This is a genomic window from Mycobacterium sp. ST-F2, from assembly GCF_001905655.1.
Lineage (GTDB): Bacteria > Actinomycetota > Actinomycetes > Mycobacteriales > Mycobacteriaceae > Mycobacterium.
In genome coordinates this window covers 44,936-61,710 of record NZ_JMHT01000043.1, presented here as the reverse complement: position 1 = coordinate 61,710, position 16,775 = coordinate 44,936, and the positions used below count along the sequence as shown (strand labels likewise).

Sequence of the window (16,775 nt, the reverse complement as noted above, 5' to 3'; positions counted from 1 at the left end):
CCCCAGGCATTCCTGGGATTAAGCGTGTCCAACACACGGGGTCAAGTCCCGTCGATCATGCTGGAGCCGCGCAAGATGTCGTCCGGCTCGGCGCAGGGCATGCTGTCGCCGACGGGCCATTGCCACGCGTTCGACGTGGCTGCCGACGGCTTCGTCTCCGCCGAGGCGTCGGTGATGTTCATGCTCAAGCGTCTGGACGATGCGCAGCGTGACGGTGACCGCGTCCTCGCCGTCATCCGCGGCACCGCGAGCAACCAGGACGGTCACACCGTCAACATCGCGACCCCGGGCGCCGACGCCCAGGTCGCCGTTTACCGTCGTGCCCTGGACCTTGCCGCCATCGATCCCGCCACCGTCGGCTACATCGAGGCGCACGGCACCGGAACGCCGGTTGGCGATCCGATCGAGTTCTCAAGCCTGGCAACGGTTTACGGCACCAACGGGCCGTGCGTACTGGGTTCGGTCAAGACCAACATCGGACACGCGCAGTCCGCGTCGGGCGCTGTCGGCCTGATGAAGGCCGTGCTCGCGCTGCAGCACGGCGCGGTGCCGAAGAACCTCCTGTTCAACGAGATGCCCGCCGAGATGGCGGCCGTCAACACCGGCCTTTTCGTGCCGACGGAGCTCACGCAGTGGCCGGCCACCGCCGACCACCCGCGTCGCGCCGCGGTGTCCGCGTACGGCCTGTCCGGTACCAACGTGCACGCCGTCGTCGAGCAGGCGCCGGCCCAGTCGTCGCCGCGGACCGTCGAGTCCGAGGGCCAGGGCATCGGTGGCAAGCTGCTGTTCCCGGTGTCGTCGACCTCGGCCGAGGAACTGCGCCGTACCGCCGGCAAGCTGGCCGACTGGGCGGCCGCCCAGGGCGAGTCCCTCGACCTCGCCGACACGGCCTACACGCTGTCCCGTCGCCGCGCCCACCGCCCGGTCCGCACCGCGGTCCTCGCCGAGGACGCCGCGGGTCTGATCCAGGCGCTGCGCGACGTCGCCGACAGCGAGACCCCGTACCAGCGCTCGGCCGGCAAGAGCGACCACGGCCCGGTGTGGGTGTTCTCGGGTCAGGGTTCGCAGTGGGCGGCGATGGGCGCCGGCCTGTTGGCCGCGGAGCCCGCGTTCGCGGCCGCCATCGCCGAGATGGAACCGCTGATCGAGGCGGAGTCGGGCTTCTCCATCACCCAGGCCATCACCGCCGGTGAGACGGTGACCGGCATCGACCGCATCCAGCCCGCCGTCTTCGCCGTCCAGGTGGCCCTCGCCGCGACCCTGCGGTCGTACGGTGTGCAGCCCGGCGCGGTCATCGGACACTCCATGGGGGAGTCGGCTGCCGCAGTCGTCTCCGGCGCGCTGTCGCTGGCCGACGGCGTCAAGGTCATCTGCCGCCGGTCGAACCTGATGCTCAAGGTGTCCGGTTCGGGCGCCATGGCTTCGGTGGAACTGCCCGCACAGCAGGTCCTCTCCGAGCTCGGTGCCCGCGGCGTCAGCGACGTCGTGCTGGCGGTCGTCGCGTCGCCGCAGTCGACTGTCGTCGGCGGTGACAAGGACGCCATCCGCGCCCTGGTCAAGGAATGGGACGAGCGCGGTGTCATGGCCCGTGAGGTGGCCGTCGACGTGGCGTCACACACCCCGCAGGTCGACCCGATCCTGGACGAGCTGGCCGACGCTCTCGAGGACCTCGAGCCCGGCGAGCCGACCGTCCCGTACTTCTCGGCCACGCAGTACGACCCGCGTGACCCCGCGGACTACGACGCCGACTACTGGGTCGACAACCTGCGCCACACCGTCCGCTTCGGCGCTGCCGTGCAGGCCGCGCTGGACGAGGGCTTCCGGGTCTTCATCGAACTGGCCCCGCACCCCTTGCTGGTGCACGCGGTCAACCAGAACGCCGCGAGCCAGGACATCGGCATTGCCGCCCTGGCCGCGATGCGTCGTGAACAGGACGTGCCCAACGGCCTGCGCGAGGTCGTCGCCGACCTGCACAACGCCGGCGCGGCCATCGACTTCTCGGCCATGTACCCGGACGGCGTGCTGGTCGACGTGCCGCTGCCGACCTGGACCCGCAACCACCTGATCCTGACGCGCGATCCGCACGAGCAGGCTCCCGGTGGTGCTTCGCTGGCGGTGCACCCGCTGCTCGGCGCGCACGTGCGGCTGCCCGAGGAGCCCGAGCGCCACGTCTGGCAGTCCGACGTCGGCACCGGCATGCAGCCGTGGCTGGGGGACCACCAGGTGCACAACGTGGCGGCGCTGCCCGGTGCCGCGTACTGCGAGATGGCCCTCGGTGCCGCGCGCGAGGTGCTGGGCGAGGCCTCCGAGGTGCGCAACGTGACCTTCGAGGCCATGCTGCTGCTGGAGGAGGAGACCGCGGTGTCCGCGGTGGCGACCGCGGTCCCGTCGGGCGATATCGACTTCCTCGTCGAGACCTACCAGGACGGCGAGCAGGTGCGCCGCGCCGCGGCGACGCTGCACGCCATCGACGACGATGCGGCCCGGCCCGCCTACAACCTGGCCAAGCTGGTCGCCGCGCACACCGACGATGTCGACGGCGGTGACCTGCGGTCCTGGTTCGCCGACCGCGGCATCCAGTACGGCCCGGCGTTCACCGGCCTGACGGCGGCACACACGACGGCCGGCACCACGGTGCTCGCCGCGGTCGCGCTGCCCGGTGCCATCCGGTCGCAGCAGAGCGCGTACACGGTGCATCCTGCGCTGCTCGACGCCTGCTTCCAGGCAGTGGCCGCGCATCCCGATCTGCACGGCGACACCACCGGCGCGCTGATGCTGCCGCTGGGCGTCGGCAGGTTGCGCGCCTACGAGTCGACCCGTAACGCGCACTGCTGCTACGTCAAGCTGACCAGCATGTCCCCGACATCGGTCGAGGCCGACATCGATGTGCTCGACGAGCACGGTGCGGTGCTGCTGTCGGTGACCGGCCTGCGGCTGGGCACCGGTGTCTCCGCGGAGGGCCAGCGCGAGCGCCTGCTCAATGAGCGCCTGCTGAACATCGAATGGCGCAACCAGGACGCTCCCGTCGCCAACGTCGTGGATCCGGGCCGCTGGCTGCTGATCTCCGCCGCGGCAGATGCCGACAGCCTCACCGAGAAGCTGTCCGAGGTGCTGCAGTCCGACGAGGCCGACGTCTCCACCATGGCGTGGCCGGCCGACGCCGACCACGCAGGCAACCTGGAAGCGCTCCAGGCGATACTGACGGCCAAACCGTTCAAGGGCGTCGTCGTCGTCACGGGTGCGTCCGAGGAGCCGGCGGCTGCGGCATCGGCGGCCACCGCGCAGCGCGGTGTGACGCAGGTCGAGCAGCTGGTGCACATCGTGCGGGGTCTGCCGGACGTGCCGGGTCAGCCGGCGCGGCTGTACGTACTCACCCGTGGGGCCCGCACCGTGGCGCCCGGTGACGTGGCGAACCTGGAACAGGGCGGCATCCGCGGCTTCATGCGGGCAATGGGCATGGAGTACCCGGCGATGAAGCCGACGCAGATCGATCTGGACGTGCAGGCCGACGTCCCGCATGTCGCCGCCGAGTTGCTCTCCGGGTCGGAAGAGGACGAGACGGCCTGGCGGTCGGGCGAGTGGTTCACCGCGCGCCTGAACCTGAGCCAGCTGCAGCCCGAGGAGCGTCGCACCACGGTGGTGCGGCCCGAGACCGACGGCGTCCAGCTGCAAATCCGGACCCCCGGCGATCTGTCGTCGGCCGAATTGGCCGCCTACGAGCGCGTCGCTCCGGGACCGGGTCAGATCGAGGTGTCGGTCGCCGCGTCGAACCTCAACTTCGCCGACGTGCTGGTCGCGTACGGCCGGTACCCGAGCTTCGAGGGCCGGCTGCCGCAGCCGGGCGCGGACTTCGCCGGTGTGGTCACCGCGGTCGGTCCGGGCGTCACCGATCATCAGATCGGCGACCGGGTGGCGGGCATCTCGCTGACCGGCGCCTGGAAGACGTTCGTCACGTGCGACGCCAACCTGGCCGTCAAGATCCCGGACGACCTGCCCGAGGGCAGCGCGGCGGCTGTGCCCAGTGCGCACGCCACTGCCTGGTACGGCCTGCACAACCTGGCCCGCATCCAGGCTGGCGACAAGGTGCTGATCCACTCCGCCACCGGTGGTGTGGGACAGGCCGCCATCGCCATCGCGCGGGCGGCGGGCGCCGACATCTACGCCACCGCTGGTAGCGACGATCGTCGAAAGCTGTTGCGCAGCTGGGGTATTCAGCACGTCTATGATTCCCGCAGCACTGCCTTCGCCGAGGAGATCCGTCGGGACACCGACGGCTACGGCGTGGATGTCGTGCTGAACTCGCTGCCCGGCGCAGCCCAGAAGGCCGGCGTCGAGCTGCTCACGTTCGGCGGCCGGTTCGTCGAGATCGGCAAGCGCGACATCTACGGCGACACCCGCATGGGCCTGTTCCCGTTCCGCCGGAACCTGTCGTTCTACGCCCTCGACCTGGCGCTGCTGACGTTGACCAACCCCGACGTCACGCGCGGCATGCTGGAGACGATCTTCGGACAGATCGCCGACGGCGTGCTGCCGGTGCCCGACACCACGCACTACCCGCTGAGCGACGCGGCCACCGCCATCCGCGTGATGGGCGCGGCCGGTCACACCGGCAAGCTCGTGCTCGACATCCCGCACACCGGGGAGTTCGAGGCAGTGCTGTCGCCGGAGCACGCTCCCGTGTACCGGGCCGACGGTTCCTACATCGTTACCGGCGGTCTGAGTGGCCTGGGCCTGTTCCTCGCCGAGAAACTGGCGGCCGGCGGTTGCGGACGCATCGTGCTCAACGCGCGTTCGGAGCCGAGTGCGGCGACCGCGAAGGCCATCGAGGCCGTCCGGAGCAAGGGTGCCGAGGTCGAGGTGGTGCTGGGCGACATCGCTGCCGCCGACACGGCCGCCCGCCTGGTTGCCGCCGCGGAATCGACCGGCAAGCCGCTGCGCGGTGTCCTGCACGGCGCCGCGGTGGTCGAAGATGCGACGTTGCCGAACATCACCGACGAGCTGATCCAGCGCGACTGGGCGCCGAAGGTGTACGGCGCGTGGTACCTGCACGAGGCGACCGCCGGTGCCGACCTGGACTGGTTCTGCTCGTTCTCGTCGGCGGCCGCCATGGTGGGCTCGCCCGGCCAGGCCGCGTACGCCGCGGCCAACAGCTGGCTGGACGCGTTCACCCAGTGGCGCCGTGCGCAGGGGCTGCCTGCCGCGGCCATCGCCTGGGGTGCCTGGGCGAAGATCGGCGCCGGCCAGGGCATGGCGTCCGACGAGGCCATGGCGATCGATCCGGAAGACGGCGCGTACGCGTTCGACGCGATCATCCGCCACGACCGTGCCTACACCGGCTACGCCCCCGTGGCGGGGGCCGACTGGCTGGTGGCATTCGCCCAGACCAGCAAGTTTGCTGAGTCGTTCGCCAGCATCGGGCGGGGTGGTGCGGGCACCAGCGAATTCCTCGCGGAGTTCCACGCGTTGCCGGAAGAGGAGCGCCCGGCTCGGCTGAGGCGCCTGATCACCGATGCTATGTCTATGATACTTAGGCGATCTGTCGATCCCGACCGTCCGCTGGCTGAGTATGGCCTCGATTCGCTCGGGGCACTCGAACTGCGGACACGGATCGAATCCGAGACGGGAGTCCGGATCGGTTCGTCGGACATCACGAATGTTCGGGCACTGGCAGAACGCCTGGGGGAGGCGATTTCGACGGCGATTTCGACATGACGGGTCAGGGTAGGGCGTCACAGAAGCCGCACGCTGAATTCACCGATGCACAGGAGAGTGAGCATGGTTGCGATTAGGACCATCCATGACTGGATGGGTTCCTCGGGTGTTCTGACTTCCTGGAATCCTTCTTCTGCCTCGCTGACCAAGCTGCGCAATGCACCGGTGAGTTCGGTACCGGTCAGCTACCAGCAGAGCCAGCACATCCGCGCGTTCCGCTCACACGAGCGCAACGGCACCGATATGGCACGGCTGAACATCGCCGCGTGGGACATGCCGGGCAAGTGCGACGTCCGTGCGATGACGCACGTCATCAACGCCTACGTGCGCCGGCACGACACGTTCCACAGCTGGTTCGAGTTGCTCGACGACGACTCGTTGGTGCGGCGGACGGCGAAGAGCCCGCGGGACATCAAGCTGGTGCCGACCGAGCACGGCGAGATGAATGCGCAGCAGTGGCGTGACCACGTGCTGGCGACGCCCGATCCGCTGCAGTGGGACTGCTTCCACTTCGGCATCATCCAGCGCGAGGACCACTTCACCTTCTACTTCAGCATCGATCACGTACACACCGATGCGTTGCTGATGGGCCTGGTGTTGGTCGAGATTCACCTGATGTACGCCGCGCTGGTCAGTGGCGCCCCGCCGATCCCGCTGGCCGACGCCGGCAGCTACGACGACTACTGCATCAAGCAGGCCGAGGCCACCGCGGCGCTGACGCTGGAGTCCCCTGAGGTCAAGGATTGGATCAAGTTCGCCGAGGCGAACGACGGCACGCTGCCGTGCTTCCCGCTGCCGTTGGGTGACCCGACCGTGCCCTGCGGTGGAGAGATGCTCACCGTCCGTTTGATGGACAAGCACCAGTCGGAGCGGTTCGAGTCGGCCTGCCTGTCCGCGGGAGCCCGGGTCATCGGTGGCGTCATCGCCTGCGCGGCCCTGGCCGAGCACGAACTCACCGGCCGGCCGGTCTACAACGTCATCACCCCGACGACGACGCGCCGCACCCCGGCCGAGTTCATGACGACGGGCTGGTTCACCGGCGTCGTGCCGATCAGCGTCCCCGTGGTTCCCGACTCGTTCGGCGACACCGCCCGCGCGATGCAGAAGGCGTTCGACGCCGGTATGGACCTGGCGCACGTCCCGTTCGAGCGCGTGCTCGAACTGGCCGAGGGCAAGGTGCCCGGTATCCGCAAGGCGGATCCGGGCGTGCCGATGGTGTCGTATCTGGACACCAACCTGCCGCCGCTGTCGCCGGCGATCATGAACGAGTGGGAGCGGCTCAACGGCCGCGTCTACAGCGACGCGCGTTCGGCCTACCAGATCGGCATCTGGGTGAACCGCTCCGAGAAGGAGACCTCGGTCACCATCGCCTACCCGGACAACCCCATCGCCCGCGAATCGGTGGACAAGTACCTGCACGCGATGCGCGCGGTGTACCTGCGCGTCGCCGACGGTGGTTCGGGTGCCGGCCGGTCGGATGCCTTGCGCCACAACGGTTGCCGCAGCGATCTGATTCGAGCTGTGAAGGGCTGATCTGTGACGACCTCCACGCGCCCGTCGCGTGTGCCTTTGTTGCGCCGCTGGCTGGGTGAGGGCAGCGACGCCGACGACCAGGGCCGGGTTCTCGACTACGTCGATCAGGCGATGTTCCTGGGGCTGCGGGCCACCGGACAGGCCGCCGTCATGCAGTGCGTCTGGGTCTACGAGCACCCGGTCGACATGGAGGGTCTGCGCCGGTTCCACTACAACTTCGGGCACGGCCTGGCCGGCCGGCGCATCGAGCCGTCGATCCTGCCGTTCGGTCGGCACCGCTGGGTGTCGTCGCTGGGGCCGCCGGCACCGATGCGGGTGTACGAGACCGTCCGTCCGCGCGCCGAGCTGGGCGATTTCCTCGACGAACATGCGCAGATTCCGGTCGACCCCGAGTTCGGTCCGGCCTGGCACATGGGTGTGCAGCCGCTCGATGACGGTGCCACCGTGATCAGCCTGGTCGGCTCGCACTGCATCGGCGACGGTGGCGGTGCCATGTTGACGGTGTTCGAGTCGGTGACGGGGCAGCGGCGCGACCTCGGTCTGCCCCAGCCGCGGTCTCGCTCGTCGCTCAAGGCGTTGCGCGCGGATGTCCGGCAGACCTTCCGGGACCTGCCCGAACTCGGTCGTTCGATCAAGTCCGCGGCCAAGCAGGCCTACGAGAAGCGCAGCGAGCTGCGACGGCCCAAGTCGCCGGCGGCCCATCTGGACTCGGCCAGTGCCAAGGAAAACCTGTTGGTGCCGGCCATCTGGGCCTTCATCGACGCTGCTGAATTCGATGCCCGGGCCAAAGCGCTGGGCGGAAACAGCTACGCGCTGATCGCCGGGTTCGCCGCGCGGTTGTCGCAGCGGATGGGCCGGTTCAGCGAGGCCGAAGGTGTGGTGCCCCTGGTCGTGCCGATCAACGACCGCACGCTCGAGGACACCCGCGCCAACGCGGTACTGATCGGTGATGCGCGGGTCAACCCCAAGGGCGTTGCCGAGGACCTGACGGAAACTCGCGCCGTCATCAAGGAGGCCCTGCGCAAGATGCGTGAGGAGCCCGACGAGAAGTTGGAGCTGCTGCCGCTGACGCCGTTCATCCCGAAGCGGGCCGTCACCCAGGCCGCCGATATCGCGGTCGGGTTCGGTGAGCTGCCCGTGTTCTGCTCGAACCTCGGGGTGCTGCCGGATGATCTGGCGCGCGTCGACGGTACGCCGGCCGAGTACTTGATGGCCCGCGGCGTCGATGGCCAGGTGCCGCGCGGGGTTCTGGAGCACCGCAAGGGCATTCTGACCGTCATCTCGATGCAGGTGATCGGCCGGGTGGCGATGGCGGTCATCGGGTACCAGCCCGGCGCCGAGAACACCAAGGCCACGCTGCGCGCCCATGTGGAGGAGACGCTGGCCGAATTCGGCCTGTCTGCCGTCTACGAATAACTCTGCACACCCCGAATTGCGATAACCGAAAAGTGAAGGGCCAGGTCTATTTTGTCCACTGTTACCCGGTCAAAGCGGGCCGGCCGTACCCGATTCCGGCGGGTGCCGGTCGAGCTGGATCGTCCGCAGGACCGTCTGGACTACATGGACGAGGCGACGTTCCTGTCGTACCGGGCCAGTGGTCGGGTGCAGGTCATGTTGGCGCTGTGGTTCTACGAAGGGCCCGTTGATCTCGACGGCTTGCGCCGGTTCCACGCGAACTTCGGAAAGGGCCTGGTGGCGCGGCACATCGAGCGCTCGCCGCTGCCGTTCGGGCGGGCCCGGTGGGTTGCCGCGCCGGCAGTGGAGCGGCCGCTCGACATCGGCGAATCGGTCCGACCCCGTTCGGAGCTCAGCGACTGGATCGAGGAGCGTTCGCAGATCCCGATCGATCCCGAGCACGGTCCCGGCTGGCATCTGGGTGTGCAGGCGTTCAGCGACGGGTCGACAGGCGTGGCGATGGCGTTGTCGCACTGCCTGATCGACGGGTCCGGCGCGGTCGGTGCGTTCGTCGACGCGGCGGTCGGCAATACCCGCGATCTCGGGTATGCCCAGCCCGGGTCACGCACTCGCTGGGACGCGATCCGTGGTGATTTCCGGCAGACCGTTCGTGATCTGCCCGAGGCCGGCCGCGCGGTCGTCTCCGCGGTGAAGCTGGCCTACCGGCGCCGGCATGAGATGTCCAAGTCGGCTGATATCCGCCCGGCGGTCACCGGCGGTGCCGCCGCGGACGAATACATGATGTTGCCGTTCGCCGGCACCCACATCGATGTCGAGCAGTGGGATGCGCTGGCTGCGAAGCTCGGCGGCAACGGGTATTCACTCGCCGCCGCGTTCGCCGCGCGCCTCGGCGTGCGGATGGGCCGGCAGCGGGCCGACACCGGCGAAGTGTCCCTGATGGTGTCGATCAACGAACGTACGTCCCTCGACGACACCCGGGCCAACGCGATGTCGTTCACCAACCTCACCGTCGACCCGACGAATGCCGCGACGGATCTGACCGAGGTCCGGGGTGCGCTGCGGACCGCGCTCAAGAATGCCAAGGATGAGCCCAACGAAGCGTTCGTGCTGTTGCCGCTGACGCCGTTCATCCCGCGCCGGGCGGTCGACCGCACCGCCGATCTGGTGCTCGGCGACATGCCGGTGACATGCTCCAACTTCAGCGACATGCCGCCACTGATGTGCCGGCTCGACGGCGTCAACCAGGCGACGTTCCTCAACTGCTGGGGCGTCGAGCAGCGCGTCAAGCGTTCGGACATCGAGCGTCCGGGTGGGCTGCTGGTGGTCGCGTCCGGCCGCTACAACGGCCGGCTGAACCTCGGCATCGTCGGCTACGAGGTGGGTGCCGACAATTCCCGCGCGGCGCTGCGCGAACACGTCAAGCAGACGCTCGACGAGTTCGGCCTGACACCGCTGACTGCCGTCTACTGAGGCCCGCCGGCCCGGGCTACCGGGCCAGCGCGGCCTTTTCCAGCAGGTCGGCCGTGCGGGCGACGCTGTCTGCCGGCTTGGTCATGCGTGCGGCAGCGGCTCGGACGCGGGTGGCGCACTCGGGCTGCAGCGCGGTACGCAAGGCGGCCTTCAGTGACTCCGGCGTGGTGTTGGAGAACCGGCCTGACGCGCCGAGGCCCAGCTTCTTGACCTGTCCGGCCCACACCGGCTGATCGGCGCTGACCCACAACACGACCGTCGGCACCCCGGCGCGCAGGCCGGCCGCCGTGGTACCGGCGCCGCCGTGGTGCACCAGGGCCCGGCACAGCGGGAACACCGCGGCATGGTTGACGGCGCCGACCAGCTTGACGTGCTCGCCGACCGGGAACCCGGCGAGGTCCCACACGCCCGCGCTGATCAGGGCCCGTTCGCCGAGCTCGGCACAGACCGACTCGATCATCGCCACGGCGTCGGCGGGGGAGGCCACCGGCATGCTGCCGAAGCCGAAATAGATGGGCGGCTTTCCATCTGCGATCCAGTCCATCACGTCGGCATCGGTATCGGTCTGCAGTTCCATCGACATGGAACCGACCAATGGCTTGGTGTCGCCGTACTCGGCTGCCAGCCCCGGGAACAGCACCTCGTCGTAGGCCTGGATTTCCAGGGCGCCGCGGTCCTCGATGCGGCGGACCGCGCGGACGGTGGCCGGCGGCAGGCCCAGGGTGCGCCGCTGGATGTCCTCGGCCTCCTTGAGCAGGCGCCAGTGGAACCATTCACCGACCGCAAAGCCGCGGCGGATCAGCGGGAGCGGCAGCGGCACCGGAAGCACTTGACTGTTGGGCCGGAACGGGAAGTAGTGCAGGGCGGCCAGCGGGATGTCGAAATGTTCGGCGACGTTGGCGGCCACCTCTTGATAGGTGGTCCCGGCAAGGAGCAGATCGGCACCGGCGGCGACCTCTGTCAGCGTCGCGCTCATGTCCTGCCAACCCTGGGTCATGTAGTCGCGGATTTCGGCTATCGCGCGGACCGGATTCTTGAGCTTGAAATGGTCGCGAAAAATGTCCGCATCGAGTTGCTGCTGAGAATCCACGCCGTAGCTGGCGGGCTGTGGAAGACCCGCGGATGCGACGAATGAAATCAGATTCGGCGGCACGGCCATCCGTACTTCGTGGCCCCTCCGGAGCAGTTCTCTGGCCACTGCGCCGCTCGGTTCGATGTCACCGCGCGTGCCGTGAATGGCGATCGCAAACTTCACAGCACACCGAATTTCCGTGTCTTCCAGCTATTTCCGTGCAGCGACCCGTACAATGGCAATTCGGGCGTGCGGCCACCGCGGGTGTGGCGCGAGCGGGGTGTCATCAAAAGTGGCACACACGATTACAGCATGGGGCCGACCATGCGGTTGGTTTGCGGCACAGATGTTGCTGCGCCAGTCGGTGCGTCAGATCGGTTTGCGGCGTGTAGCCTGTCGGGGATGCTGAAACGTGCCAGGCCAAGCGGTGCTTTGGCACATGCGGGTTTCGCCGCCCTCGGCAAGTACGTGGTGCGGCGTCCTGTCGTGGTTCTGGCAGCCTGGATCGGGATAGCCGCCGTCCTGTTTCTCGCGCTTCCGACGTTGATCGACGTTGCCAGCCGCCGCCCGCCGCCTTTCCTGCCTCCCGAAGCGTCGACGCTGATCGCCGGCAACGCGATGAAGAATGCGTTCCGCGAAGCTGACGCCGGCAACATCGCGGTCGTCCTGCTGACCAACGACAAGGGCTTCAGCAAGGACGACGAAGAGGTCTACCGCCGCCTGGTGGACAAACTCAACGCCGACAAGACCAACGTCAGGTCGACGCAGGACTTCATCCACATTCCCGAACTGCGCCAGGTGATGGCCAGTAAAGACGGGAAAGCGGTGCAGCTGCCGGTCAGCCTCGTCGGGAGCATGGGCACCGGACCGGGGCAGCTGGCCTACCGCAATGCCCTGAAGACCATCCAAGAGGTGGTCAAAGGCAGCGATCTGACGCTGAACATGGTGGGTGCGGCGGCCACCTTCCAGGACATCAACGACATCGGTGCCCGCGATCAGCACATGATCGAGACGGCCACCGGCATCCTGGTCTTCTCGATCCTCATCATCGTGTACCGAAGCGTGGTCGCGATGTTGCTGCCGCTGGTCACCATCGGTGTCTCGTTGATCGTGGCCCAACAGCTGGTGGCAGGCCTGGGCCTATTGGGTCTCGCGGTTGGGCCGCAGACCCTGGTGCTGATGACCGGCATGATGATGGGCGCGGGCACCGACTACGCCATCTTCCTGTTCAGTCGATATCAGGAGTTCATCCGACAAGGCGTCGCCAGCGATCAGGCGCTGATCTCTGCGCTGACGTCGATCGGTGAAGTCATCGCCGGTTCGGCCGGCACCGTGGCGATCACCTTCCTGGCGCTCTCGTTCGCCACGCTCGGGGTGTTCGCCACCATCGGCCCCGCGCTCGCGGTGACCGTCCTGGTCGGGTTCCTCGCCTCGGTGACGATGCTGCCCGCGCTGATCGTCCTGGTCGGGCGGCGCGGCTGGATCAAGCCCCGCAAGGACATGACGGGCCGGTTCTGGCGCCGCTCGGGCGTCAACATCGTGCGTCGCCCGGTCACCCACCTGGCCGGCAGCCTCGCGGTCCTGCTGGTTCTCGCCGGCTGCGCCACGCTCGTCCGCTACAACTACGACAACCGCAAGGATCTCGATCCGGATGCGGCGAGCAACGTCGCCTATACGGCCCTGAACAAACACTTCCCGGTCAGCACCACCATGCAGCAGTTCGTGCTGATCCAGTCGCCGCGCGACCTCCGCGCCCCGAAGTCGCTCGCCGACATGGAGCAGATGGCGCAGCGCATCGCCCAGCTGCCGCACATCGACGCGGTCCGCGGTATCACCCGCCCGACCGGCGATGTGCTGGAGCAGGCCAAGGCCACCTATCAGGCCGGTGAGGTCGGCAGCAAGCTCAAAGACGCCTCGAACATCATCAACAGCAATGACAGCAATCTGCAGAAGCTGGTCGACGGCGAGTACCAGCTGGCCGACGCCCTGAACCAGATTCGCACGCAGGTGCTCGGGGGGATCGGCCCCGTGCGGTCCATGTTGAGCCAGATGTCCGCGATCCAGAGCAAGTACGGGGGCTCCAAGACCCTGGACGACCTGGACAAGTCGGCCAAGATGGTGTCCCAGATGACCTCGCTGGGCGACGCCGTCGGCGGGCAGCTGGTCCGGGTCGGTGACGTCTACAAATGGTCCGGCAAGGCCCTCGAGACGCTGAACGCCACGCCGTTCTGCAACTACTACCCGGCGTGCAACGACCTGAAGATCGGCCTGCAGAACGTCAACGAGGGCAACGATCCCGAGACGGTCCAGAAGGTCATCAACCTCGGCCACATGCTGCAGCAGTACAAGAGTGACCCCGGTATGGACGACAAGGTCCGGGGCATGGGCAGCAACATCGAGAGCATCACCAGCCTGCTCAAGCAGCTGCGGCTGTACGACACCGCGGATCTGGAGCGGCGCCTGCAGCAGGCGGTCGACGGTGTCAATCTGCTGGCCGATTCGAGCAAGCAGCTCGCCGACGGCGTGAAGCTGTTGGTCGACCAGGTCCGGGGGATGGGCGGTGGTCTGACCCAGGCCTCGTCATTCCTGCTCGGTATGCGGCGCGACGCGAACACGCCGCAGATGGCCGGTTTCTACGTGCCGCCCGAGATTCTGAGCCGGAACGAGTTCGAGAAGGCCGCGACGCTGTTCGTGTCCCCGGACGGGCACACCGTTCGCTACCTGGTGCAGACCGCGCTGAACCCGTTCGGCACCGAAGCCATGGACCAGACCAACGCGATCGTCAAAGCGGCGCAGACGGCGCTGCCGAACACGACGTTGTCCGATGCCAAGGTGTCGATGGTCGGTCTGTCCGCGGTGAACCGCGACATTCGCGACTACTACAACAGCGACATCCAGTACATCGTGATCGTCACCCTCATCGTGGTGTTCCTGATCCTGGTGCAGCTGCTGCGATCCGTCGTGGCCCCGCTCTACCTGGTGCTCTCGGTGGTGCTGTCGTACGGCTCGGCGCTCGGCATCGGCGTGGTGTTCTTCCAGTTCTTCCTGGGCTACGACATCTCCTGGAGTGTGCCCGGTATCGCCTTCCTGGTGCTCGTCGCGGTCGGCGCCGACTACAACCTGCTGTTGATATCCCGAATACGTGACGAAGCGAAATGGGGCGTGCGCTCGGCGATCGTGAAAACGGTCGCCGCGACGGGCGGCGTCATCACGTCTGCCGGTCTGATCTTCGCGGCGTCCATGCTTGCGATGACGGTCAGTAGCATCCTGGGCGCCGTCCAGCTCGGCTTCATCATCGGTGTCGGTCTGCTGCTGGACACGTTCATCGTCCGTACGGTCACGGTGCCGGCGACGGCGGCCCTGCTCGGTGACGCGAACTGGTGGCCGTCCAAGTCGCCGCGGCGTAAGCGCGAGGAGGCCGAGGAGGCACTGGCCCTGGCCAACACCGAACGGCTCATGGCCGAACGTGAGGCCCGGCATGCATCCGACGAGGCCGAACCCTGCCCGGACTGCGGCTACGCGGCGACGTGTGACGCCTGCCAGATGACGACGGCCTTCGAGGCCGCCGGCGCGGTACAGCACCGCGGCTTCTCGCTCGGCTGAGCGCGCGTCAGGCCGCAATACCGACGGCCGCTGTCGAGCCCTGAAACGACTACGGCCGCAACATCATCGATGTTGCGGCCGTAGTCGGTTACGGATGGGTCAGGCGTCCAGCCGCGCCAGTTCGCCCTTGCGGTACAGCTCGGTGCAGGCCTGGCGGCGGATCTTGCCGCTCGTGGTGATCGGGATCGAGCCCCGGCCGACCAGCACCAGGTCGGCGGCATTCACACCGTGCACCTGGGAGATGGCCGAGGTGATGTCGTGCTTGACCTGTGCCAGGTTCTCGCGGACCTCGTCCTCGGTCTCGCCGCGCTTCTTCATCTCGATGACGACGGCGAACTGTTCGACACCGTCCTCCTCGAAACCGACGGCGGCGGTACGGCCACCCGAGACCGCGCTGACGGTGGCCTCGATGTCGTCGGGGTACAGGTTGCGGCCGCGGATGATCAGCAGGTCCTTGATCCGGCCGATGATGAACAGCGAGCCTTCGGAGATGAAGCCGAGGTCGCCGGTACGCAGCCAGTACTCCGACGGGGTGCCCTCGGGAGCGTCCTCGAGTACGCCGCGGAAGGTCTTCTCGGTTTCCTCGGGCTTGTTCCAGTAGCCGGCACACACGTTCTCGCCGTGCGTCCAGATTTCACCGACGGTGCCCTCGGCAGCCTCGCGGCGGGTCTCCGGGTCGACGATGCGAACCAGGGGGGAGGGCGAGAAGCCGTAGCTCACGAGCGGGCTGCCGGACTCGACGCGCTCGACGATGCCGTCGGCAAGCTTCTCGGTGTCGAATTCCACGACCGTCGGCGGCTCGCCAGATTCGCGGGATGCCACGTAGAGGGTCGCCTCGGCCAGGCCGTAGCTCGGGCGGACAGACTTGCCCGGCAGCCCGAACTTGGCGAAGCGCTGGATGTAGCGCTTCACGGTGGTCGGCTGTACGCGCTCGGCGCCGCTGAAGACCGTCAGGACCGTGCTCAGGTCCTTGCCGGCCATGTCCTCGTCGGTGGTCCGCGCGGCGGCCAGGTCGAAGGCGAAGTTCGGCGCGGCGGTGATGACGTTCTTGTGGCTGCCCATCAACTGCATCCAGCGGGCGGGCTTGACCAGGAACGAGATGGGGCTGGTCATCACGGTGTGCCAGCCGCCCAGGATCGGCGTGCACACGCCGAGCAGCAGGCCCATGTCGTGGTACAGCGGCAGCCATGTCACCACGGTGCTGCCGGCCGGCGCGACCTTGCCCCACTCGGAGAAGAAGACCGCGATCATCTGCTCGTAGTTGGCCGAGACGTTGCGGTGCGAGACCATCACGCCGGCGGCGGTGCGGGTCGAGCCGGAGGTGTACTGCAGGTACGCGGTCTCGGGCCGAACTTCGCGGCGGGAGAACGGCTTACGACGCGTCTCCAGGTCCAGTTCGTCGACAGCGAGGACGACGGGGCTGCGGCCGTCGTCGTTCGGCGTCGCGTACTGCGCGACGGCGTCCTTGCTGGCCGCGGTGGTCAGGGCTACGACCGGCTGCGCATCCTTCATGACCGAGATGACGCGCTCGTCGTGGTGGCCCATGATCGGCTGGGTCAGCGGGACGGCGATCATGCCGGCCTCGAGGGCGCCGAGGAAGCCGACGACGTATTCGAGGCACTGCGGGGCGACGATCACCACGCGGTCGCCGATCTCACCGTGCTGGCGCAGTTCGTGCGCCACTGCGACGCTCTGCTGGTACAGCTGAGCCCAGGTGAGGGTCTTGGCCACGCCATCGGGGTCGGTGTCGTAGTCCATGAACGTGAAAGCCACGTCGTTGGGTTGCAGGCTGGCGCGCTCGCGCAGGACGGCCGGCAGAGACGACTCGATCACGGACACTTCCTCCTCGGGGATGTTCGGGCAGGGGTGAAGGCCGGGTGTCGTCGAAGGTGGTGAAACACAGTCAAACTGACACCGGGTGCCGGATAGCAGAGTAAGGCATCCTCGCAGATTTTGACGGATCGGGCCT

7 protein-coding genes are annotated in these 16,775 nt (G+C 67.9%); 5 read left to right on the top strand and 2 right to left on the bottom strand.

What is annotated here, in order from left to right; translation table 11 throughout:
- Nucleotides 1-24: 24 nt before the first annotated feature.
- The 4 genes from pks2 (at nucleotide 25) to EB75_RS17000 (ending at nucleotide 10,131) form a co-directional block, all read left to right on the top strand.
- Complete coding sequence (pks2, locus tag EB75_RS17015; RefSeq protein ID WP_286150226.1) at nucleotides 25-5,712, top strand: sulfolipid-1 biosynthesis phthioceranic/hydroxyphthioceranic acid synthase; 5,688 nt, start codon at nucleotides 25-27, stop codon at nucleotides 5,710-5,712.
- 63 nt (nucleotides 5,713-5,775) lie between these two features.
- Nucleotides 5,776-7,245: a condensation domain-containing protein gene (locus tag EB75_RS17010; protein ID WP_073696522.1), complete on the top strand. Its 1,470-nt coding sequence runs from the start codon at nucleotides 5,776-5,778 to the stop codon at nucleotides 7,243-7,245.
- A 3-nt stretch (nucleotides 7,246-7,248) separates the two neighbouring features.
- Nucleotides 7,249-8,661: a hypothetical protein gene (locus tag EB75_RS17005; protein WP_073696521.1), complete on the top strand. Its 1,413-nt coding sequence runs from the start codon at nucleotides 7,249-7,251 to the stop codon at nucleotides 8,659-8,661.
- 51 nt (nucleotides 8,662-8,712) lie between these two features.
- Entirely contained in the window at nucleotides 8,713-10,131 is a 1,419-nt protein-coding gene (locus EB75_RS17000; protein ID WP_083612362.1) for a hypothetical protein, read from the top strand.
- 16 nt (nucleotides 10,132-10,147) lie between these two features.
- On the opposite strand, the gene EB75_RS16995 is transcribed toward EB75_RS17000, so the two are convergent.
- A complete protein-coding gene (locus EB75_RS16995) occupies nucleotides 10,148-11,386 on the bottom strand; it encodes a glycosyltransferase (RefSeq protein ID WP_073696519.1) in 1,239 nt (412 codons plus the stop codon).
- Between the two features lie 219 nt (nucleotides 11,387-11,605).
- Between EB75_RS16995 and EB75_RS16990 the strand changes: the two genes are divergently transcribed.
- Entirely contained in the window at nucleotides 11,606-14,806 is a 3,201-nt protein-coding gene (locus tag EB75_RS16990) for an MMPL/RND family transporter (RefSeq protein ID WP_286150225.1), read from the top strand.
- A gap of 99 nt (nucleotides 14,807-14,905) precedes the next feature.
- On the opposite strand, the gene EB75_RS16985 is transcribed toward EB75_RS16990, so the two are convergent.
- Complete coding sequence (locus EB75_RS16985; RefSeq protein ID WP_073696517.1) at nucleotides 14,906-16,645, bottom strand: AMP-binding protein; 1,740 nt, start codon at nucleotides 16,643-16,645, stop codon at nucleotides 14,906-14,908.
- Nucleotides 16,646-16,775 lie beyond the last annotated feature (130 nt).